Source organism: Actinophytocola gossypii (assembly GCF_025165815.1).
GTDB lineage: Bacteria > Actinomycetota > Actinomycetes > Mycobacteriales > Pseudonocardiaceae > Actinophytocola > Actinophytocola gossypii.
In genome coordinates, this window is the sequence record NZ_JAFFZE010000017.1 from 245,346 (window position 1) to 266,812 (window position 21,467).

Genomic DNA, 21,467 nt, shown 5'->3' on the forward strand with positions numbered 1-21,467 from the left:
ATGCGATGAAGGGAGCCTTCATCGCATCGGCTCGGTGGTCCGGCCACCGACTCGGGTGCTGAGGTCGGTGGCGGCGCGGAGGGTCTCGGCGGCCAGGTCGGGCCAGGTGTGGCCGCACTCGGGGTCGCACTCGTGGCGGAAGGTGGTGCTGATCGCGGCGATCGGGTGGTCGGCGTGGTCGAGCACGGGGGCCGCGACGGAGGCGAAGCCAGGCGTCACGTAGCCGTCCTCCACCGCCCAGCCGCGTTGGCGGCCCGCGGTGAGCAGGCGGCGTAGGGCGGGTAGGTGCGCCGGGCCTCGGCCGGTGCGGTCGACGAACGTCTCCCGGTTCGGGAACAGGGCCCGGACCTGCGGGGCGGGCAGGCGGGCGAGGATCGCGCGGCCGGTGGCCGGCAGGTGCGCGGGTAGGCGGACGCCGACGTCGGTCACCACTGTCGCGTGTGGGTGTGGGGGTTGCTCGCGCAGGAGGTAAAGGGTCTCGCGGCCGTGGAGGACGCCCAGTTGCGCGGTGTGGCCGGTGCGGGCGATCAGCGCGCGCAGGACGGGGCGGGCGAGGCGTTCGAGCGGATCGTGGCGTAGGTACGCCGAACCCAGTTCGAAGGCGCCGAGGCCGAGACCGTACCGGCGCTCGTCCGGCAGGTGGGTGACGAAGCCGGCGGCGACCAGCTCCGCCAGCAGGTGGTACGTCGTGGAGCGGGGGAGGTTCAGCTCGCGGGCGACCGAGCCCGCGGTGACCGGGCCGGCCCTCGTCGCCAGCAACCGGAGCACGGCCAGCCCGCGGCGCAGCGCTGGCACGTCGCTGCTGGCTCCCATCGGAACAGTCTGCGGCAAGTGATGGACATCACTCGATGGCGGCCCTAGGATTTGGAGTTGAAACGTTTCATTCAGGGGTTGAACGAAACCTCGTCGAAAGGAGCGCCATGAGCAGCGGGGTCAACCGGCGGACGTTCATCCATGGCTCGGCCGCCGCGGGGGCGCTGGCCACGACAATCGCCACCACCGCGCGGGCCGCCGCCGAACCCGGCCGGCACCGTGGCCGGCTGCGCGTGGACCGCACCACCGTCGAGTACGCCGAGACCCTCCTCGGCACCGACGTCACCGCACCTCGACTCTCCTGGGAACTCGACACCGACCAGCACGGCGCCCGGCAGACCGCCTACCAGGTCCGGATCGCCGGCGTCTGGGACTCCGGCAAGGTCCGCTCCGACCGCACGGTCGGCATCCCCTACGGCGGCCCGCCGCTGCGCCCGCGTACCCGCTACACCTGGCAGGTCCGCGTCTGGGACGACCAGGACCGCGTCTCCGGCTGGAGCCCGGCCCGCTGGTGGGAGACCGGGTTCCTCGACACCCCCTGGCAGGCGCGCTGGATCGGCGCCCCCGCCCCCGAGGCGCCGCCCGCGTTCGACGGCGCCTCCTGGATCTGGTCGGCCGACGCCACCACCGAGGGCGCCCCGGTCGGCGCCCGCTGGTTGCGCGGGAGCGTCGATGTGCCAGCCGAGGTCACCCGCGCGCGGGTGGTCGCCACCGCGGACGACGACTTCACCCTGTACCTCGACGGTCAGCAGGTCCTGCACGCGCCAGAGCAGGTCGACGGGTGGAAGGCCGGCCTGCTCGGCGACGTGACCGCGCGGGTCCGGGCCGGCGAGACCGTGCTCGCCGCCGTCGCGCACAACCGGGGCGGCAGCTCGGTCAACCCGGCCGGCCTGCTCGTCCGCCTCGAGGTCGAGCTGGCCGACGGGCAGCGGGTGGACCTCACCACCGGTGACGGCTGGCGGGTCACCGACACCGAGCAGGACGGGTGGCAGCGCCCGGACTTCGACGACAGCTCCTGGGCGCCCGCGACCGTCCTCGCGCCCTACGGCCACGGCCCGTGGGGCGACCAGGTCGCGGTGAACGCGACCCGCCCCGCCCCGGTGCTGCGCCGCGAGTTCCGGCTCGACAAGGCGGTGGACTCGGCGCGGCTGTACCTGTCCGGGCTCTCCTACTACGAGGCCGAGCTCAACGGCAGGCGCGTCGGCCGCCAGGTGCTCGACCCCGGCTTCACCGACTACGACGAGACCGTCCTGTACGTCACCCACGACGTCACCGGCCAGCTCCGCCGCGGCACCAACCGCGTCGACGTGACGCTCGGCCGCGGCTTCTACGGCATGACGACCCCGAACGTCTGGGGCTGGCACCAGGCCAGCTGGCACGGCGAGCCCCGCCTGCTCGCCCAGCTGGAGGTCCGCCACCCCGACGGCTCCACGACCACGATCGCCTCCGACACCGACTGGCGGGTCGCCGACGGCCCCACCCGGTCCGACTCCCTCTACGCCGGCGAGACGTACGACGCCCGCCGCGCCCCGACCGACTGGCGCGAACCCGTGCTCCAGGACGCCCCGGCCGGCACCCTGCGCGCCCAACAGCACGAGCCGATCGAGATCGCCGACACCGTCCGCCCGGTCGCCATCACCGAGCCGAGCCCCGGCGTGTACGTCGCCGACATGGGTCGCACGATGGCCGGCTGGACGCACCTGACCGTCAGCGCCTCCGCGGGCACCGTGGTCCGGCTCGCGCACGGTGAGAAGCTCCGGGACGACGGCACCGTGATCTCCGCGAACGGGCTCGTGCCCGGCCGGCACCAGACCGACGAGTACGTCTGCGCCGGCACCGGCGTGGAACGCTGGGAGCCGAGGTTCTCCTACAAGGGTTTCCGGTACGTCCAGGTCACCGGCCTGCCCGCGCGTCCCGACCCGGACGACCTGCTCGGCCGGCTGGTGCACAGCGCGGTCCCCGACGCAGGCGACTTCCAGTGCTCCGAGCCGTTCTTCGAGCAGCTCGAACACGCGATGCGCCGCACGCTGCTCAACAACTTCCACGGCATCCCCACCGACACGCCGATGTTCGAGAAGAACGGGTGGACCGGGGACGCGCAGGTCGCCGCGCCGGTGATGCTGCACGCGTTCGCCATCCAGCGGTTCTTCACCAAGTGGATCGGCGACCTCGGCGACAGCCGGGTGGACAGCGGCCAGATCCCGGTGATCGTGCCGAGCGGCGGCTGGGGGTACACGCAGCTCGCGCCGACACCGGAGTGGACGACCGTGTACCCGTTCCTGGTCCGCGAGATGTACCGGGTCTACGGCGACGACCGGGTGGCCGCCGCGCAGTGGCCGACGCTGACCGCGTACCTGGACTGGGAGATCGACCGCCTGGAGAACGGGCTCGCGGTCACCGCGCTCGGCGACTGGGTCTCGCCCGGGTACGAGGTGCCGCCGGAGGACACCCGGCTGACCGCGACCTCGTACCTGTACCGGGCGCTGACGCTCACCGCCGAGGTCGGCGACCTGCTCGGGCACACCGACGTCGCCGTCCGGTACCGGCGGGTCGCCGGTGAGCTGCGGGACGCGCTCAACGCGACGTTCCTCGTCGACGGGCACTACCGGACGGAGAAGGACCCGCACTACCGGCAGACGTCCAACGCGGTGCCGCTGATGTTCGGGATGGTCCCGGACGGCGCGGTCGCCAGCGTGGTGGCGAGCCTGGTCGCGGACATCCGCGAGCGCGGGAACCACCTGAACACCGGCATCCTCGGCACCAGCGTGCTGCTGCGGGTGCTCACCGCGCACGGGCACGCGGACGTGGCGCACGCGCTGGCCACCCAGCGCACCTACCCGAGCTGGGGGTACTGGTTCGACAACGGCGCCGACACGATGTGGGAGTTCTGGCCGCTGGACTCCCGGTCCCGCGACCACTACTTCCTCGGCACCGTCGTGCAGTGGCTGTACGAGAACGTCGCCGGCCTGCGCCCGGGCGACGCGGGCTACCGGCGCTTCACCGTCCGGCCGGACGCGCGGGTCGGGGTCCGGTGGGCACGAACGTCGATCCGGACCGTGCGGGGCCGGGCGGCGGCGGGCTGGGCGTCGACCGGCCGCACCGTGCACCTGACGGTCACCGTCCCGGTCGGATCGACCGCCGAGGTGCACGTCCCGGCCGCCTCCCGCGCGGCCGCGTCGGTGCGGCGGGGAGCCCGGTTCCTGCGGTACGAGCCCGGGTTCGCGGTGTACGAGGTCGCGGCGGGCACCTGGCGGTTCCGCGGCCAAGTCTGACATCCCAGACGGACTCCGTGCCGCTCGGGTCGTGCGAACCGCGTCGCCGGGTTGGGATGGGGGAATGCGTGAGGTGGTGGTGGACGGCGGGGCGCTGACCCGCGAGGAGGTGGTCGCCGTCGCGCGGGCCGGGGTGCCCGTGCGGCTCGGCGACACCGCGCTGGACGAGGTCGCGAAGACCAGGGCGCACGTGGAGCGGCTCGCCGGGGCCGACACCCCGACCTACGGGGTCTCCACCGGCTTCGGCGCGCTCGCCACGCGGCACATCCCGACCGACCGGCGCGCGGCGTTGCAGCGGTCGCTGATCCGGTCGCACGCGGCCGGCGCGGGCGACCCGGTCGAGCCGGAGGTGGTGCGGGCGCTGATGCTGCTGCGGCTGCGGACGCTCGCCACCGGACGCACCGGGGTCCGCCCGGTCACCGTGGAGACCCTGGCCGCGCTGCTGAACGCGGACGTGCTCCCGGTCGTGCACGAGTACGGCTCGCTCGGCTGCTCCGGCGACCTCGCGCCGCTGTCGGCGGTCGCCCTTGCCCTGATGGGCGAGGGCGAGGTGCTCGACCACGGCACGCTCCGGCCGGCGGCGGACGCGTTGCGGGACAACGGGATCACCCCGCTCCAGCTGGCCGAGAAGGAGGGCCTCGCGCTCATCAACGGCACCGACGGGATGCTCGGCATGCTCGTGCTGGCCCTCGCCGACCTGCACCGGCTGCTCGACCTCGCCGACCTCACCGCCGCGATGAGCGTGGAGGCCCTGCTCGGCACCGACCGGGTGTTCGCCGACGACCTGCAACGCCTGCGCCCGCACCCCGGCCAGGCCCACAGCGCCGCCCGGATCGCCGCGCTGCTCGACGGCTCCGCGATCGTGGCCAGCCACCGCGGCCCGGACTGCAACCGCGTCCAGGACGCCTACTCGCTGCGCTGCGCCCCCCAGGTGCACGGCGCCGCCCGCGACACCGTGTCCTACGTGGAGACCGTCGCCGACCGGGAGCTCGCCGCCGCCATCGACAACCCCGTCGTCCTCGCCGACGGGCGGGTGGAGTCCAACGGGAACTTCCACGGCGCCCCGATCGCCTACCCGCTGGACTTCCTCGCCATCCCGGTCGCCGACGTCGCCAGCATGGCGGAGCGGCGCACCGACCGGATGCTCGACGCCACCCGCAGCCACGGCCTGCCGCCGTTCCTCGCCGACGACCCCGGCGTCGACTCCGGCCACATGATCGCCCAGTACACCCAGGCCGCGGTGGTCTCCGAGCTGAAGCGCCTCGCCGCGCCGGCCAGCGTGGACTCCATCCCCAGCTCCGCCATGCAGGAGGACCACGTCTCCATGGGCTGGTCGGCGGCCCGCAAGCTCCGCACCGCCATCGACGGCCTGACCACGGTCCTGGCCGTCGAACTGCTCACCGCCGCCCGCGCGCTCGACCTGCGCGCCCCGCTCACCCCGGCGCCCGCCACCGCCCGCGCGGTCGCGGCCCTGCGCGAACGCGTGCCTGGCCCGGGCACCGACCGCCACCTCGCGCCCGAGATCCACGCCGCCGAGCAGCTCATCCGGGAAGGAAACCTGCCATGACCGCCCCAGGCCCCCGACCCGTCCGTGCCGCGCGCGGCACCGCGACGACCGCCCGCAGCTGGCAGACCGAGGCCGCGCTGCGGATGTTCCACAACAACCTCGACGCCGAGGTCGCCGAACGCCCCGACGACCTGGTGGTCTACGGCGGCACCGGCAAGGCCGCGCGGAACTGGGCCAGCTTCGAGGCCATCACCCGCGAGCTGACCGGCCTCGGCGAGGACGAGACGCTGCTCGTGCAGTCCGGCAAGCCGGTCGGGGTGATGCGCACGCACGAGTGGGCGCCCCGGGTGCTGATCGCGAACTCGAACCTGGTCGGCGACTGGGCCACCTGGCCGGAGTTCCGCCGGCTGGACGCGATGGGCCTGACGATGTACGGGCAGATGACCGCCGGCTCGTGGATCTACATCGGCACCCAGGGCATCCTGCAGGGCACCTACGAGACGTTCGCCGCGGTGGCCCGCAAACGCTTCGGCGGAAGTCTCAAGGGGACGCTCACGCTGACCGCCGGGCTCGGTGGCATGGGCGGGGCGCAACCGCTCGCCATCACGATGAACGGCGGCGTCGCGCTGTGCGTCGAGGCCGACCCGGCGCGGGCGAAGCGGCGGGTGGAGACCCACTACCTGGACGAGATCGCGTCCGATGTGGACGACGCGGTCCGGCGGGCCGAGCGGGCGAAGAAGGAGGGCCGCGCGCTGTCGGTCGCGGTCGTCGGCAACGCCGCCGAGGTCGTGCCGGAGCTGCTGCGTCGCGGTGTCGAGGTCGACGTGGTCACCGACCAGACGTCCGCGCACGACCCGCTCGCGTACCTGCCGAAGGGTGTCGACCTGGACGACTGGGGGGACTACGCGGCAAAGAAGCCGGACGAGTTCACCGACCGCGCCCGGGACTCGATGGCCGAGCACGTGGACGCCATGATCGGGTTCCTCGACGCGGGGGCGGAGGTGTTCGACTACGGCAACTCGATCCGCGGCGAGGCCAAGGAGGGCGGCTGCGACCGCGCGTTCGACTTCCCCGGCTTCGTGCCCGCCTACATCCGGCCGATGTTTTGCGAGGGCAAGGGCCCGTTCCGCTGGGCCGCGCTGTCCGGCGATCCGGCCGACATCGCCGCGACCGACCGGGCGATCCTGGACCTGTTCCCGGAGAACGAGTCGCTGGCCCGCTGGATCCGGCTGGCCGGCGAACGCGTCGCCTTCCAGGGGCTCCCGGCGCGGATCTGCTGGCTCGGCTACGGCGAACGGCACCTGGCCGGCCTGCGGTTCAACGAGATGGTCGCCAGCGGAGAGCTGTCCGCGCCGGTGGTGATCGGCCGCGACCACCTGGACTGCGGCTCGGTCGCCTCGCCGTACCGGGAGACCGAGGCGATGGCCGACGGCTCGGACGCGATCGCCGACTGGCCGCTGCTCAACGCCATGGTCAACACCGCGTCCGGCGCCACCTGGGTGTCCATCCACCACGGCGGCGGCGTCGGCATGGGCCGCTCGATCCACGCCGGCCAGGTCACCGTCGCCGACGGAACCCCGCTCGCCGGGCAGAAGATCGAACGCGTCCTCACCAACGACCCCGGCATGGGCGTGATCCGGCACGTCGACGCCGGCTACGACCGCGCCGACGAGGTGGCCGCCGAGCGCGACGTCCGGGTCCCGATGCGCCATGCCTGACCTGCTCGCGGCGATCGCCGGCGTGGGGGCGGACCCGCGGCGCGGCGGGTACTCCCGGCACGGGTTCGACCGGGCCGACCTGGAGCTGCGCGCGTGGTTCGTGGAGGAGGCCGAGCGGCGCGGGCTCGCGGTGCGCACCGACCGCAACGGCAACGTCTGGGCCTGGTGGGGCACCCCCGGTCCGGACGCCGTGGTCACCGGCAGCCACCTGGACTCCGTGCCCGGCGGCGGCGCGTTCGACGGCCCGCTCGGCGTGGTCAGCGCCCTGCTCGCGGTGGACTCCCTGCGCGCCAGGGGGTTCACGCCCACCCGGCCGCTCGCGGTGGTGGTGTTCGCCGAGGAGGAGGGCGGCCGGTTCGGCGTGCCGTGCCTCGGTTCCCGGTTGCTCGCCGGCACCATCGACCCGGACGCCGCCCGCCGGCTGCACGACCCGGACGGCGTGACGCTCGCCGAGGCCGTCACCGAGGCCGGGTTGGACGCCTCCCGGCTCGGCCGCGACGATGTGGCGCTCGGGCTGATCGGCACGTTCGTCGAGCTGCACGTCGAGCAGGGCCGGGGTCTCGTCGATCTGGACGCCCCGGTCGCGGTGGCCGGCTCGATCCTCGCGCACGGGCGCTGGCGGTTCCGCTTCACCGGCGAGGGCAACCACGCCGGGGCCACCCTCATCGGCGACCGGCGCGACCCGATGCTGCCGGCGTCCGCACTGGTCCTCGCCGCCAGGAAGGCCGCGGCCGGGGTCGACGGCGCCCGCGCCACCGTCGGCAGGCTCACCCCGAACCCCGGCGGCACCAACGTCATCGCGTCCACTGTGGACGTCTGGCTGGACGCCCGCGCCGACGACACCGCCCGCACCCGCGCCGTCGTCGACGAGATCACCGCCGCCGCGCACGACGCGGCCACCGACGAGGGCTGCGCGGTCACCGTCACCGAGGAGTCCTACGGCGACACCGTGCACTTCGACCCCGCCCTGCGCGACCGGCTCGCCGGCAGCCTCGGCGGTGTCCCCGTGCTCGCCACCGGCGCCGGCCACGACGCCGGCATCCTCGCCGCCCGCGTGCCGACCGCGATGCTGTTCGTCCGCAACCCCACCGGCGTGAGCCACGCGCCGGCCGAGCACGCCGAACCGGACGACTGCGCGGCCGGCGTCGAGGCACTGGCCGCCGTGCTCGCGGAGCTGGCCGGATGACCGCCTACTGGTGCGAGCGGGCCTGGCTGCACTCCGGCGTCACCCCCGGAGTCCTGGTCGACACCGACGGCGGCACGATCACCGAGGTGTCCACGGCGGAGCACGCGCCCGCCGGCGCGCACCGGTTGGCGGGGCTGGTGTTCCCCGGGTTCGCCAACGCGCACTCGCACGCCTTCCACCGCGCCCTGCGTGGCCGCACCCACGACGGCGGCGGCACCTTCTGGTCGTGGCGCACCGCCATGTACGCCCTCGCCGCCGGCCTCGACCCCGACCGCTACCGCCGCCTCGCCACCGCCGTCTACGCCGAGATGGCCGCCACCGGCGTGACCTGCGTCGGCGAGTTCCACTACGTCCACCACCCCCAGCAGGGCCGCTACTCCGACCCCAACGCCATGGGCGAGGCCCTGCGCCAGGCCGCCGCCGACGTCGGCATCCGCATCACCCTGCTCGACACCTGCTACCTCGCCGGCGGCATCGACACCCCGCTCGCCCCCGAGCAGGCCCGCTTCTCCGACGGCTCGGTGGACGCCTGGGCGGCCAGGATCGCCGACCAGCGCGACACCGCCCACGCCCGCACCGGCGCCGCGATCCACTCCGTGCGCGCCGTACCGAGGGGCGACCTGCCCGCCGTCGCCGCCGCCTCGGGGGACCGGCCGCTGCACGTCCACCTGTCCGAGCAGCCGGCGGAGAACGAGGCCTGCCAACGCGCCTACGGCTTGAGCCCGACCGAGCTGCTGCACGAGGCCGGCGCGCTGACCCCGCGCACCACCGCCGTCCACGCCACCCATCTGTCCACACAGGACATCACGTTGCTGGCGGACTCCGGTACCGGCGCGTGCTTCTGCCCGACCACGGAGGCCGACCTGGCCGACGGCATCGGCCCGGCCCGGGAACTGCTCGACGCGGGCGTGCCGCTGTCGCTGGGCAGCGACCAGCACGCCGTCGTCGACCCGCTGCTGGAGGCCCGCGCCCTCGAACACGGCGAACGCCTGCGCAGCGGCCGCCGCGGCCGGATCGCCCCGGCCGACCTGGTCACCGCGCTCACCAACCACGCGAGCCTCGGCTGGCCGGCGGCGGGTCGGATCGCCCCCGGCGCCCCTGCCGACCTGGTCGCCGTCGACCTGAACAGCGCCCGCACCGCCGGCTCCCGGCCCGAGCAGGTCGTCCTGACCGCCACCGCCGCCGACGTGCACACCGTCGTGTCCAGCGGCCGCGTGATCGCCACCGACGGCCACCACGCCCTGGCCGCCGACCTGGCGGCAGCCATCGAGGAGGTCTGGGCATGAGTGTTGTCATCACCGGCATCGGCGAGCTGACCACCAACGACGGCCCGCCGCGCACCGGCGCCGCGCTGGTGCTCGACGGCGACCGCGTCGCCTGGGTCGGCCCCGCGTCGGCCGCCCCCGCCGCCGACGAGTCCGTCGACGTCGAGGGCCGCGCCGTGCTCCCCGGCTGGGTCGACAGCCACACGCACCTGGTGTTCGCCGGCGACCGCACCGAGGAGTTCGCCGCCCGGATGGCCGGCCAGCCGTACACCGCCGGCGGGATCGCCGTCACCGTCGCGGCCACCCGCGCCGCCTCCGACGCCGAGCTGGCCGGGGTGCTGCGCCGGCACGTCGCCGAGGCCGTCGCGCAGGGCACCACCTGCCTGGAGACCAAGACCGGCTACGGCCTGACCGTCGCCGACGAGCTGCGCTCCGCCCGCATCGCCGCGTCGGTTGCCGACGAGGTCACGTTCCTCGGCGCGCACCTGGTCCCGACCGAGATGTCCACACAGGACTATGTCGACCTGGTCCGCGGCGAGATGCTGGACGCGGTCGCCCCGCACGTCGGCTGGGCGGACGTGTTCTGCGAGACCGGCGCGTTCGACGAGGACGCCTCCCGCGCGGTCCTCACCTCGGCCGCCGACCGGGGTCTCGGCCTGCGCGTGCACGGCAACCAGCTCGGCCCCGGCCCCGGCGTGCGCCTCGCGGTGGAACTCGGCGCGGCGAGCGTCGACCACTGCACGTACCTCACCGAGTCCGATGTGGACGCCCTGGCCGGCTCGGACACGGTGGCCACCCTGCTGCCCGCGTGCGACCTGTCCACCCGCCAGCCGCTGCCGGACGCCCGCGCGCTCCTCGACGCCGGTGCCACCGTCGCGCTGGCGTCGAACTGCAACCCCGGCTCGTCGTACACGTCGTCGATGGCCTACTGCGTGGCCACCGCCGTGCTGCAGCTGCGCATGTCCGTCGAGGAAGCCGTCCGCGCGGCGACCTGGGGCGGCGCGCGTGCCCTGCGCCGCGAGCACGAGGTCGGCGTGCTCCGCGAGGGTGCCCGCGCGGACGTGCACGTGCTGGACGCCCCGTCGGTCACCCACCTCGCCTACCGCCCCGGCGTGCCGTTGACGCACGCGGTGTGGCGCAAGGGGGAGCGGGTTCGCTAGTGGCCGGAACGGGCCAGCGCCGGCCATGCGCGGGGTGCGCTGCCGCACACTGCCCGTCATGGACGCGATCGTCGACCGGGTGCTGGACGAGATCGGCGCGGCGAAGCGCGCGATCGCGGAGGTCGAGGCCAGCGCCGACTCCCCGGACGGCCTGGTCACCGCCACCGTGAACGGCGGCGGCGAACTGGTCGAGCTGGAGCTGGACCCGCGGATCTACCGCGAGCACGACACCCGCGCGCTCGCCACGCGCATCCGTGCCGCGGTCGGCGAGGCCCACGCGCTCGCCGGGCAGCGGGTCAGGGCGGTGTACGAGCGCCTTGGCCGCCGGGAGGACTGACCCGTGCCGATCCCCGAGCCGTCCGGGCCGCTGTGGTGGATGGTCAAGGCGTTCAGCGGCTGGCCGGAGACCAACGAGGACGCCGTGCGCCAGCTCGCCGACGGCTGGCGGGCGGGTGCCGCCGCGGTCAGGACGGCCGCCGAGTTCGACCAGAGCCCGCTCGCGGCCGCGTGGCCGGACGACGTGGGAAAGGCGTTCGGCGGTCGGATCGCGCACACCACGAACTGGGCGATCGACACCGCGGTCGGCATGGACGGGCTGATCACGCAGGCCACCCGGCTCGCCGACGCCGTGACCCACGCCAAGACGTCGATCCGCTCTCTCATCTCCGCCGGCGGGGAGCTGGCCGAGGGCAGCGCCTACTTCCCCGGCTTGTCGGTGAACGTGCTCCAGCTCGTGCCGCGCCTGGCCGGCGAGGTCAACGACATCCTCGCCCGGACGGCGGCGATCGTCGCCGCGGACCCGGCCATCCCCGCGCCGCCGCCACCGCCGCCGCCCTCGTTCACCGCGGGCGAGTTCGGCTCCGACCCGAACACGCTCGACCAGCACGCGACGGAGCCGCTGTACGACGTGGCCGCGGCGGGCGCGCTGCCCCTGATGCCGGACGGGGCCGAACGCCTGGCGCACTACCTGGACGGTACCGGCACCACCATGGACGTCGACCCCGACGAGGTCATCGCCGCCGTCCCGGAGCTGGGCACGAAGGTGGACGAGCAGCTGAACGCCGAGCTGCGTCGGGTCACCGACCAGGCGGTCGCGAACGGCGACTACGGCCGCCCGATCCCCTTCTCGTCCGACTGGTCGGAGAAGTTCAACATCACGCCCGGTCACGACCTGAACTGGCACGTCGCCATGGGGCACGTGCAGCACTCGGTCACCGGTGTCGCCACCGTGCTCCCCCCGACCGACCCCGGCGGCACGCCGAGGGTCGAGGTCACCTACCAGACGCACTTCCACGACCCCTACAACTGGAACGCCGGCGACCCGAACAAGGCCGTTCACCTCGGCGGCGTCCCCGTGCCGGGCACCTACGACACCGACCTCGCCCAGTTCCACCGCGCCGGCACGGCCCAGGAGTACGACACCACCGGCTCGTCCGCCCCGCACACGGAGACCAGGGAGGTGCGATGACCGCCGGCGGGTTCATCGAGATCGACCTCGACGCGGTGGAGCAGGTGTTCCGGCGGCTCGACGCCACGGGCGCCACGCTGGACACCGAGTGGCGGCGGGCGCGGCTGACGGTCCACATCGGCGAGGCCGGCATCGGCCACGACGAGATCGCCCGGTCGTTCCGCATCCACTACGGGCCAGCCAGCGGCGCCGCGTTCCGCGCGGCGGACAACCTGCCCAGGTCGTTCACCACGCTGACCACCGCCGGCCGGGCCGGCGCGGCGGAGTACCGCGCGGCCGACGAACGCGGCGCGGCCGCGATCAACGGCAAGCCGCCGATGCTGGGGCCGCGCTAGAAGACCCAGATGCCCATGCCGCCGACCAGGACCATCACGATCAGCAGGATCGTGACCACCATCGGCCAGCGCGGGCGGCGGTAGGTCGGCTCCTCGTCCTCGAACAGGCCTGGCGGCTCGGGAAACGGGTCCGTGCCGAACAGCACCGGATCCGGTGTCCTCCGGCCAGGGGGCGGCGTGTCGTCCGTCATGTCTGCCATACAACCACCGACGGCGGCCCACCCGCAGGTCAGACGACCAGCCACACGACCAGGAGCACCGCCAGCACGCCGACGCCCAGTGCGATCAGGATCAGCCGGCGGAACGGCTGGCCCTCGCCGGTCGGGTCGAGGACGTCACGCTTGTCGTCCGCGTGGGGGTTGGCGTCGAGCGGGAGCCACTCGTCGGTCGGTTCGGTGTCGGCCACCCCGGCATTGTCGCGGGTCAGTCCGTGGCGCGGAACTCCACCTCCGGGTACGCCGCCGACGGGCCGTCCAGGATCGGCGCCTCGCGGTCGCGCAGGAACCTGTCGAAGAACGCGGTGGTGAAGTCGAGCAGCAGCTGCTGGGACCGCTGCGGGTCGATGTCGCCGAAGACCGACGTCCACGTCTCCGGCGGCATGGCCTCCTTGAGGTTCCAGCGGTCGGTGCTGCCGCCGAGGTCGACGAACCGGTAGTGCCCGGCGTCGACGAACCGCAGCCACCGGTTCCAGCCGGTCAGCTTCGGCAGGAAGTCGTCCCAGCTGGGATCCTTGACCGACGTGTGGTGGTAGTCGGAGCCGACCACGAGGAACGGCTTCGCCAGGCCGGTGTGCCGCACGGGCCCGGCGATCAGGCCGTCGAGGTCGATACCGGCGTCCAGGCGCGGGTCGTCGGCCAGCGCCTGCGCGGCGGTGGAGCCGCCGAACGAGTGGCCGTAGATGCCCACCCGATCCAGGTCGAGCGCGCCGGGCAGCCCCCACGGCACGTCCCCGCCGTCCAGCGCCGCGAGCTCGTCCAGGGTGAACCGCACGTCGGCGACCCGGACCCGTTGCAGCCGCTCGAGGATCGCGGCGTTCGCCGGGTCGTCCGGTGCCTGGGCGGCGGTGCAGAACGCGGGGTCCGCGGTGCCGACCAACCGGCCGTCCGGGAACTCGACCTGGTTGGACTCGTGGGTCGCGCCCAGCGCCACCACGACGTAGCCGAGGCTCGCCAGGTGCTCGTTGACCGCGGTCGTGTCGGTGCGGCCGGCGCACAGGCCGTGGGCGAACAGCACGACCGGGAAGTCGCCGGGGATCGCGGGCGCGTCCAGCGCGCTGTTGGTCGGCGCGCCCTCGAACGCGCCGGGCGGCACCGGGTAGAACGCCTGCAGCGCGGCGGCCTCCTTCGGTGGCGCGTACGGCGCGAGCGGGGCGTCGCCGACCGGGAGCCTCGGGTACCAGACCTGCGCCATCAGCTCACGCGGGCCGCCGTCCGGGTCCAGGGCGTCGACGCGGTCGGCGTCGGTCAGGTGCAGCACCGTCGTCGCCGTGGGGAGCGGGCCCGCCGGTTCCGGCAGGTGGACCCGTTGATCTTCGGCCGCGGCCGCTCCCGGTGCGGAGACCAGCATGGACAGCAGCAACAACACCCCGACGGCTCGCATGTCGATCAGTCTCGCACGACCTCCAACGGGCCGCTGGAGGCCACCGTCGCCCTGCCGTCCCGGTCCACCTCGACGGTCAGCGCGTGCCCGCCGACCGACAGGCCCTCGACGCGCAGCGGGAACCACGCGGCGAACGCGGGCGACGGCGCCACGGTCAGTCGCCCGGCCGGCACGTCGGCGGTCAACCCCAGCGCGGCGCGCACCAGCACGAACGCCGACGCCGCCGACCACGCCTGCGGGCGGCACGCGGCCGGGTAGTCCAGCAGTGCGTCCGGCCAGCCGCCGTACAGCTCGGGCAGCCGGTGGGCGAACCGGGTGCCGGCCCGGACCAGGCCGTGCGCGAGCGACGCGGCGGTCTCCGGGTGGCCGGCGCGGGCGAGGCCGTCGACGGCGATCGCGGTGTCGTGCGGCCAGACCGAGCCGGTGTGGTAGCCGACCGGGTTGAAGTACGGGTGCCGCGGATCCATCGTGCGCAGCCCGAACCCGCTGTCCAACGCGGCGATCCGACCGGCCACAGTGGACTCCTCGGCGGTCGACAGCAGCCCGGTGCCGAGCAGGTGCCCGAGGTTCGAGGCGAGCGTGTCCACCGGGCGCCCGGTGCCGTCGAGCGCGAGCGCGGGGAAGCCGTCCACCCAGAACGACTCCCGGAACCGGGTGCGCAGCCCGTCGGCGAACGCGCGAGCCGCCGCCGCGCCGGGCCGGCCGAAGGCGTCCAGCAGCGTGGCGGCGTCCAGCGCGGCGCGGTGCGCGTAGGCCTGCGCCTCGGACAGCACGATCGGCGGGGTGGCGAGGACGCCCGCGCTGTCCTGGACGGCGTCGGCGGAGTCCTTCCAGCCCTGGTTGGCCAGCCCGGTGCCGGACTCGTCGTGGTAGGCGAGGAAGCCGTTCCCGTGCGCGAGGATCCAGTCGAGCGCGCGGGCGAGCGGGTCGAGCAGCGGTTCGACGTCGGCGGCGGGCAGGCCCCAGCGCCAGGCGTCGTGCAGCAGGCTGATCCACAGCGGGGTGGCGTCGATGGTGCCGTAGTAGGTGGGCGGCAGACCGGCGTGCCGGTCGAGTCCGGCGGGGACCTGCCGGAGCTCGTGCGGGACCTTGCCCGGCTGCTCGGCGGTCTCCCGGTCGTGCCGGGTGCCCTGCCGGCGGGCGAGGGTGCGCAGGGTGCCGAGGGCGAGGTCGGTGCCGAGCGGGAGGGCGAAACGGGCGGCCCAGAGCGAGTCGCGGCCGAACAGGGTGAAGTACCAGGGCGTGCCGGCGCCGGCGAACCGGTCGTCGGGGGTGTCGGGGTCGGCGAGCAGGAGCGCGGAGAGATCGTCGAGCCCGGTGGCGACGAGCCGGTCCAGCTCGGGCTCGCGGCTGGTGACGCGCAGGGGCGCGAGGTCGCGGGAGCGTGGCGCGGTGAACAGCGGGGCGTCGCCGGTGGCGTGGAACGTGAGGGTGACGGCGGCGCGGCCGCGGGCCGGTACGCGCAGGTCCCAGGCGAGGAGGACGTGGTCGTCGGCGGCGTCGGCGCGGTCCGGTGCGCGGTCGGCGGTGGCGGTGGTGATGCGGGAGCCGGCGGTCCAGGTGGCCAGTGAGCGGCCGTGGGAATCGCCGGACGGAAGCAGACGGGGAGGTGGGAATCCCGGGAAACGGATGGCGAGGATCGGGGCCAGGTCGGTGGCGAGGCGGAGCTGGAGCGTGGCAGCGACCTCGGTGCGGGCGTCGTTGACCAGGGTGACGGTCTCGCGCAGGCGGTCCGGTTCGACGGTGCGGTGGCGTTCCAGGCGGACGGTGGGATCGGCGGTGGGGTCACCGTGGCCGAGGAGGGCGCCGACGAAGCGGAGCGTGGCCGCCGAGGGCTGGTGGTGCCCGATCGGGTGCGGTTCGGCGCCGTCGACGAGGACGGTCAGTTCCGCGAGGTGCCGGACGTCGGCGACCAGCCAGCCCTGCGCGCCGGACGGGCGGAGCTGCCCGTCCGGCGCGGACAGCACGGCGGCCGGGGCGCACACGCCGGTCACCAGTTCGTGGACGAAGACCCTGCTCACGACTTCTCACCTCAGACCTGGAGTAGCTCCGGGGATAGGTTGGTAATCATGGAGTACACCCACCTCGGCCGCAGCGGCCTGTCCGTGTCCCGGCTCGTGCTCGGCACGATGAACTTCGGCCCGGAGACGTCCGAAGAGGACAGTTTCGCGATCATGGACCGGGCGCACGAGCGCGGCATCAACTTCTTCGACACCGCCAACGTGTACGGCTGGCGCAAGGGTGAGGGCGTCACCGAGAACATCATCGGCCGCTGGCTCGCCCAGGGCGGCGGGCGCCGCGAGCGCACCGTGCTGGCCACCAAGCTCTACGGGTCGATGGGCGACTGGCCGAACGAGACGTTCCTGTCCGCGCTGAACATCCGGCGTGCCGCCGACGCCTCGCTCAAGCGCCTGCGGACCGACTACCTGGACCTGTACCAGATGCACCACGTCGACCGCAGCACGCCGTGGGAGGAGATCTGGGAGGCCTTCTCGGTGCTGCGGCAGCAGGGCAAGGTGCTCTACTTCGGCTCGTCGAACTTCGCCGGCTGGCACCTCGCGCAGGCGCAGGAGGCCGCGCGGAACCGGCACTTCGTCGGCCTGGTCAGCGAGCAGTCGATCTACAACCTGTTCACCCGCTGGATCGAGCTGGAGGTGCTGCCCGCCGCCCGGCACTACGGCATCGGCGTGATCCCGTGGTCCCCGCTGCACGGCGGCCTGCTCGCCGGCGTCCTGCGCAAGCAGCGCGAGGGCGGCGCGTCCCGCGGCACCTCCGGCCGCTCCGCCGACGCCATCGAGAAGCACCGCGAGGCCATCGAGGCCTACGAGAAGCTCGCCGCCGACCTCGGTGTCGACCCGGCCGACCTCGGCGTCGCCTGGCTGCTGCACCAGGAGGGCGTCACCGCCCCCATCATCGGCCCCCGCACGATGTCCCAGCTCGAAGGCTCCCTGCGCGCCCTCGACGTCACCCTGGACGCCGACACCCTCGCCAAGCTCGACGAACTGTTCCCGCCCCCCGGCCCCAACGGCGCCAAGCCCGCCCCCGAGGCCTACGCCTGGTAACCCCGCGAGTCGTACGTTCCGGTCGCGCGAGTCGTACGTTCCGGGAATGTACGACTCGCCGGTCGGGAACGTACGACTCGCGGGTCAGTCGTCGGGGTCGTCGTCGCGGGCCAGGTAGGTGGCGAGGCGTTCGACGGCGGTCTCGAACTCCGGGTTGGCGTCGACGAAGTCACGCATCTTGGCGGCCAGCCAGGACAGCGTGACCTCGTCGTCGCCTCGCCGGTCCTCGAGCTCCTCGAGGCCCCGATCGGTGAAGTACACGGCTACGCGAACGCCTTCTCGATGATCTCCCGCTGCTCGACCTCGTGCACCTTGCCGGAGCCGGCGGACGGCGCCGCCATCACCCGGCGGGACACGCGGGTCACGTGCGGCAGGTCGGGGAACAGCTCCCGCAGGTGCAGGCCGTAGAACGGCCACGCGCCCTGGTTCGCCGGCTCCTCCTGCACCCAGCGGACGTCGTCGACGTTGCCGTAGCGCTCGAACACCGCGCCCAGCCGCTTGACCGGCACCGGGTACAGCTGCTCGACGCGCACCAGCGCCACGTCGGTCAGGCCGCGCTTGTCCCGCTCGGCGGCCAGCTCGTAGTAGAGCTTGCCGGACACCAGCAGCAGCTTGGTCACCGCCGACGGGTCGGTGATCTTCGGGTCGTCGATGATCGAGCTGAACCGCGACTCCTCGGTGAAGTCGGCCACCGAGCTGACCGCGGCCTTGTTGCGCAGCATCGACTTCGGCGTGAACACCACCAGCGGGCGGGCCACCCCGTCGAGGGCGTGCCGGCGCAGCAGGTGGAAGTAGTTCGCCGGGGTCGACGGGATCGCGACGGTCATCGAGCCCTCCGCGCACAGCTGCAGCCAGCGCTCGATCCGGCCGGACGTGTGGTCCGGGCCCTGGCCCTCGTGCCCGTGCGGCAGCAGCATCACCACGTCCGAGCGCTGACCCCACTTGGCCTCGCTGGACGAGATGTACTCGTCGATCACCGACTGCGCGCCGTTGACGAAGTCGCCGAACTGCGCCTCCCACAGCACCAGCGCGTCCGGGTTGGCCACCGAGTAGCCGTACTCGAACCCGACCGCGGCGTACTCGGACAGCGCCGAGTCGTAGACCATGAACCGGCCCTGCTCGCCCGACAGGTGCTGCAGCGGCGTGTACTCCCGGCCGGTCTTGCGGTCGATGAGCACCGCGTGCCGCTGGGTGAACGTGCCGCGCCGCGAGTCCTGCCCGGCCAGGCGGACCAGGTGGCCCTCCAGGTTCAGCGAGCCGAACGCGAGCAGTTCGGCGAACGCCCAGTCGATGTCGCCCTCGCGGGCCATCTTGGCGCGCCGCTCGAGCACCGGCTTGACCCTCGGGTGCGGGACGAACCCGTCCGGCAGGTTCACGTGCGCGTCGGCGATCTTCTCCAGGACCTCCCGGGTGATCCCGGTCGGCAGCTTCGCCGGCACCTGCTGCTCGGACTCGACCGACGGGCTCGGCGCGACCGGGTGCTTCTCCAGCTCGCGGACCTCGTTGAACACGTGCTCGAGCTGGCTGGAGAAGTCGCGCAGGGCCTTCTCGGCCTCCTCGACGGAGATGTCGCCGCGGCCGATGAGCGACTCGGTGTAGGTCTTCCGCACGCTGCGCTTGGCGTCGATGATGTCGTACATCGCCGGCTGGGTCATCGACGGGTCGTCGCCCTCGTTGTGCCCGCGGCGGCGGTAGCAGACCATGTCGATCACGACGTCCTTGTTGAACGTCTGCCGGTAGTCCATGGCCAGCGCCGCGACCCAGTAGCACGCCTCCGGGTCGTCGCCGTTCACGTGGAACACCGGCGCCTGGATCATCTTCGCCACGTCGGTCGCGTACTGCGAGGAGCGGGAGTGCTCCGGCGCGGTGGTGAACCCGACCTGGTTGTTGATGATCACGTGCACGGTGCCGCCGGTGCGGTAGCCGCGCAGCAGCGCCAGGTTCAGCGTCTCGGCGACCACGCCCTGGCCGGCGAACGCGGCGTCGCCGTGCAGCGCGACCGGGAGCACGGTGAAGCCGGCGCCGCCCTTGTCGAGCAGGTCCTGCTTGGCCCGAACGATGCCCTCCAGCACCGGGTCGATGGCTTCCAGGTGCGACGGGTTGGCGGTCAGCGTCACCTTGGTCTCGCCGTCGCCGAACATCCGGAAGTACTTGCCCTCGGCGCCGAGGTGGTACTTCACGTCGCCGGAGCCGTGCGCCTGACCCGGGTCGAGGTTGCCCTCGAACTCCTGGAAGATCTGCGAGATCGGCTTGCCGACGATGTTGGCCAGCACGTTCAGCCGGCCGCGGTGCGGCATGCCGATGACGACCTCGTCCAGCTCGTACTCGGCGGCCTTGTCCAGCACGGTGTCCAGCAGCGCGATGACCGACTCGCCGCCCTCCAGTGAGAACCGCTTCTGGCCGACGTACTTGGTCTGCAGGAACGTCTCGAACGCCTCGGCGGCGTTGAGCTTGGACAGGATGTACTTCTGCACGGCCTGCGGCGGCTTCTCGTGCCGGACCTCGACGCGCTCCTGGATCCAGCGGCGCTCGGTCGGGTCGAGGATGTAGGTGTACTCGACGCCGACCGTGCGGCAGTAGGAGTCGCGCAGCACGCCGAGCACGTCGCGCAGCTTCATCCGGTTCTTGCCGGCGAACCCGCCGACCGGGAACTCGCGGTCCAGGTCCCACAGGGTGAGTCCGTGGGACAGGATGTCGAGGTCCTCGTGCTTGCGCTGGCGGTAGTTCAGCGGGTCGACGTCGGCCATCAGGTGCCCGCGGGTGCGGTAGGTGTCGATCAGCCCGATGACGCGGGTGGTCTTGTCGATCTCACCCTCGGGGATGTCCTCGACCCAGCGCACCGGCTCGTAGGGCAGCCGCAGCGAGGTGAAGATGTCGTCGTAGAAGTCGTCCTCGCCGAGCAGCAGCTGGTGCACGCGGCGCAGGAACTCGCCGGACTCGGCGCCCTGGATGATCCGGTGGTCGTAGGTGGAGGTCAGCGTGATGATCTTGCTGACGCCCAGCTCGAACAGGGTGCGCTCGCTGGTGCCCTGGTACTGCGCCGGGTACTCCATGGCGCCGACACCGATGATCGCGCCCTGGCCCTTGGTCAGCCGGGGCATCGAGTGGTTGGTGCCGATGGTGCCGGGGTTGGTCAGCGAGATCGTGGTGCCGGCGAAGTCCTCGGTGGTCAGCGCGCCGTTGCGGGCCTTGCGGATGATCTCCTCGTAGGCCTGCCAGAAGCGGGTGAAGGACATGTCCTCGCACTGCTTGATCGACGCGACCACGAGGGTGCGCTCGCCGCCCTTGCCGGGCAGGTCGATCGCGAGGCCGAGGTTGACGTGCTCCGGCGTGACCACGGCGGGCTTGTTGTTGACCTCGTCGTAGTGCCGGTTCATGTTCGGGAAGTCGGCGAGCGCCTTCACCAGCGCGTACCCGATGAGGTGGGTGAAGGAGACCTTCCCGCCCCTGGTGCGCCGCAGGTGGTTGTTGATCACGATGCGGTTGTCGAACAGCAGCTTCGCCGGCACCGCGCGCACGCTGGTCGCGGTGGGGATGGACAGCGAGATGTCCATGTTCTTGGCGATCACCGCGGCCGCGCCACGCAGCGGCTTGCTCTCGTCGCCGGCACCCTTGTCGGCCGGCTTGTCGGTCTTGGCCGGAGCGGTCTTGGCGGTCGGCTTGGGCTCGGCCTTCTGCGTGGTCTTCTGGCCGGACTTCTCGGCCGTCTTCTGGGCGGTCCGCTGCTCGTCCTTGGCGGCCTGCTTCGTCGGCGGCTTGCCCTCGGTCTTCGCCGTCGTCCCGGCGGCGGCCTTCTGGGCGGCCTTGTCGGTGACCTTCTCGGCGGCCTTCGCGCTCTTGGCGGACGTGCCGCTCGGTGGCGCGCCGGCCTGGCCGTTGGGCGTACCGGACCGGGTCGACGTGCCGGAGGTGGTGGCGGTCGATGTGGGTTTGGTCACGGTGTCGGTGTTCGCCTGGCTCTTGGCCTGGTTCCCGACCCGCTGGGTCGGCTTGTAGTCGGCGAAGAAGTCGTGCCACGCGTCGTCAACGGACGACGGGTCGGCGAGGAACTGCTCGTACATCTCCTCGACGAGCCACTCGTT

Annotated in this window: 17 protein-coding genes; 10 read left to right on the forward strand and 7 right to left on the reverse strand. The window is 73.2% G+C overall.

Annotation, left to right across the window (positions count from 1 at the left end; genetic code table 11):
* Positions 1–18: 18 nt before the first annotated feature.
* Positions 19–813, reverse strand: coding sequence for an IclR family transcriptional regulator (locus tag JT362_RS24740; protein WP_260194091.1), 795 nt, complete (start codon positions 811–813; stop codon positions 19–21).
* Between the two features lie 107 nt (positions 814–920).
* Here JT362_RS24740 and JT362_RS24745 point away from each other — a divergent pair, with 107 nt between their 5' ends.
* The 9 genes from JT362_RS24745 (at position 921) to JT362_RS24785 (ending at position 12,724) form a co-directional block, all read left to right on the forward strand.
* Positions 921–4,085, forward strand: a complete 3,165-nt coding sequence (locus JT362_RS24745) for a family 78 glycoside hydrolase catalytic domain (RefSeq protein ID WP_260194092.1) — start codon at positions 921–923, stop codon at positions 4,083–4,085.
* Positions 4,086–4,149: 64 nt separating this feature from the next.
* Complete coding sequence (gene hutH, locus JT362_RS24750; RefSeq protein ID WP_260194093.1) at positions 4,150–5,652, forward strand: histidine ammonia-lyase; 1,503 nt, start codon at positions 4,150–4,152, stop codon at positions 5,650–5,652.
* Positions 5,649–7,310 (forward strand): urocanate hydratase, encoded by a 1,662-nt coding sequence (gene hutU, locus JT362_RS24755; protein ID WP_260194094.1) that lies wholly within the window; start codon positions 5,649–5,651, stop codon positions 7,308–7,310. Before hutH ends, hutU begins: the two co-directional genes overlap by 4 nt.
* The gene (locus tag JT362_RS24760) at positions 7,303–8,496 is read left to right on the forward strand and encodes an allantoate amidohydrolase (RefSeq protein WP_260194095.1); all 1,194 of its coding nucleotides are present in this window, start codon (positions 7,303–7,305) and stop codon (positions 8,494–8,496) included. The genes hutU and JT362_RS24760 overlap by 8 nt, the downstream gene beginning before the upstream one ends.
* A complete protein-coding gene (locus JT362_RS24765; protein ID WP_260194097.1) occupies positions 8,493–9,782 on the forward strand; it encodes a formimidoylglutamate deiminase in 1,290 nt (429 codons plus the stop codon). Before JT362_RS24760 ends, JT362_RS24765 begins: the two co-directional genes overlap by 4 nt.
* The gene (hutI, locus tag JT362_RS24770) at positions 9,779–10,921 is read left to right on the forward strand and encodes an imidazolonepropionase (RefSeq protein ID WP_260194098.1); all 1,143 of its coding nucleotides are present in this window, start codon (positions 9,779–9,781) and stop codon (positions 10,919–10,921) included. Before JT362_RS24765 ends, hutI begins: the two co-directional genes overlap by 4 nt.
* Before the next feature lie 58 nt (positions 10,922–10,979).
* Positions 10,980–11,258 (forward strand): YbaB/EbfC family nucleoid-associated protein, encoded by a 279-nt coding sequence (locus JT362_RS24775; RefSeq protein WP_260194099.1) that lies wholly within the window; start codon positions 10,980–10,982, stop codon positions 11,256–11,258.
* A 3-nt stretch (positions 11,259–11,261) separates the two neighbouring features.
* Entirely contained in the window at positions 11,262–12,389 is a 1,128-nt protein-coding gene (locus tag JT362_RS24780) for a WXG100-like domain-containing protein (protein ID WP_260194100.1), read from the forward strand.
* Positions 12,386–12,724 (forward strand): hypothetical protein, encoded by a 339-nt coding sequence (locus JT362_RS24785; protein WP_260194101.1) that lies wholly within the window; start codon positions 12,386–12,388, stop codon positions 12,722–12,724. Before JT362_RS24780 ends, JT362_RS24785 begins: the two co-directional genes overlap by 4 nt.
* Here JT362_RS24785 and JT362_RS24790 read toward each other — a convergent pair.
* Genes JT362_RS24790 through JT362_RS24805 form a run of 4 tightly spaced genes read right to left on the reverse strand, consistent with a single transcriptional unit; the run spans position 12,721 to position 16,344 of the window.
* On the reverse strand, positions 12,721–12,915 hold the full coding sequence (locus JT362_RS24790) for a hypothetical protein (protein WP_260194102.1): 195 nt from the start codon (positions 12,913–12,915) through the stop codon (positions 12,721–12,723). The genes JT362_RS24785 and JT362_RS24790 overlap by 4 nt on opposite strands.
* Positions 12,916–12,953: 38 nt before the next feature.
* Entirely contained in the window at positions 12,954–13,130 is a 177-nt protein-coding gene (locus JT362_RS24795; protein ID WP_260194103.1) for a hypothetical protein, read from the reverse strand.
* 17 nt (positions 13,131–13,147) lie between these two features.
* A complete protein-coding gene (locus tag JT362_RS24800; protein ID WP_260194104.1) occupies positions 13,148–14,323 on the reverse strand; it encodes an alpha/beta hydrolase family protein in 1,176 nt (391 codons plus the stop codon).
* Between the two features lie 5 nt (positions 14,324–14,328).
* Positions 14,329–16,344, reverse strand: a complete 2,016-nt coding sequence (locus JT362_RS24805) for a glycogen debranching N-terminal domain-containing protein (protein WP_260194105.1) — start codon at positions 16,342–16,344, stop codon at positions 14,329–14,331.
* 48 nt (positions 16,345–16,392) lie between these two features.
* Between JT362_RS24805 and JT362_RS24810 the strand changes: the two genes are divergently transcribed.
* A complete protein-coding gene (locus JT362_RS24810) occupies positions 16,393–17,385 on the forward strand; it encodes an aldo/keto reductase (RefSeq protein ID WP_260194106.1) in 993 nt (330 codons plus the stop codon).
* A gap of 84 nt (positions 17,386–17,469) precedes the next feature.
* On the opposite strand, the gene JT362_RS24815 is transcribed toward JT362_RS24810, so the two are convergent.
* Both JT362_RS24815 and JT362_RS24820 read right to left on the reverse strand, forming a co-directional pair.
* Complete coding sequence (locus JT362_RS24815; RefSeq protein WP_260194107.1) at positions 17,470–17,646, reverse strand: DUF6104 family protein; 177 nt, start codon at positions 17,644–17,646, stop codon at positions 17,470–17,472.
* 2 nt (positions 17,647–17,648) lie between these two features.
* Complete coding sequence (locus JT362_RS24820; RefSeq protein ID WP_375546554.1) at positions 17,649–21,446, reverse strand: multifunctional oxoglutarate decarboxylase/oxoglutarate dehydrogenase thiamine pyrophosphate-binding subunit/dihydrolipoyllysine-residue succinyltransferase subunit; 3,798 nt, start codon at positions 21,444–21,446, stop codon at positions 17,649–17,651.
* Between the last annotated feature and the right edge of the window lie 21 nt (positions 21,447–21,467).

Coding starts and splice junctions, on each gene's coding strand:
- JT362_RS24765 (WP_260194097.1), top strand. CDS start 8,493: ATGACCGCCTACTGGTGCGAGCGGGCCTGGCTGCACTCCGGCGTCACC.
- JT362_RS24785 (WP_260194101.1), top strand. CDS start 12,386: ATGACCGCCGGCGGGTTCATCGAGATCGACCTCGACGCGGTGGAGCAG.
- JT362_RS24820 (WP_375546554.1), bottom strand. CDS start 21,446: ATGTACGAGCAGTTCCTCGCCGACCCGTCGTCCGTTGACGACGCGTGG.
- JT362_RS24810 (WP_260194106.1), top strand. CDS start 16,393: ATGGAGTACACCCACCTCGGCCGCAGCGGCCTGTCCGTGTCCCGGCTC.
- hutH (WP_260194093.1), top strand. CDS start 4,150: ATGCGTGAGGTGGTGGTGGACGGCGGGGCGCTGACCCGCGAGGAGGTG.
- JT362_RS24800 (WP_260194104.1), bottom strand. CDS start 14,323: ATGCGAGCCGTCGGGGTGTTGTTGCTGCTGTCCATGCTGGTCTCCGCA.
- hutU (WP_260194094.1), top strand. CDS start 5,649: ATGACCGCCCCAGGCCCCCGACCCGTCCGTGCCGCGCGCGGCACCGCG.
- hutI (WP_260194098.1), top strand. CDS start 9,779: ATGAGTGTTGTCATCACCGGCATCGGCGAGCTGACCACCAACGACGGC.
- JT362_RS24740 (WP_260194091.1), bottom strand. CDS start 813: ATGGGAGCCAGCAGCGACGTGCCAGCGCTGCGCCGCGGGCTGGCCGTG.
- JT362_RS24745 (WP_260194092.1), top strand. CDS start 921: ATGAGCAGCGGGGTCAACCGGCGGACGTTCATCCATGGCTCGGCCGCC.
- JT362_RS24760 (WP_260194095.1), top strand. CDS start 7,303: ATGCCTGACCTGCTCGCGGCGATCGCCGGCGTGGGGGCGGACCCGCGG.
- JT362_RS24790 (WP_260194102.1), bottom strand. CDS start 12,915: ATGACGGACGACACGCCGCCCCCTGGCCGGAGGACACCGGATCCGGTG.
- JT362_RS24775 (WP_260194099.1), top strand. CDS start 10,980: ATGGACGCGATCGTCGACCGGGTGCTGGACGAGATCGGCGCGGCGAAG.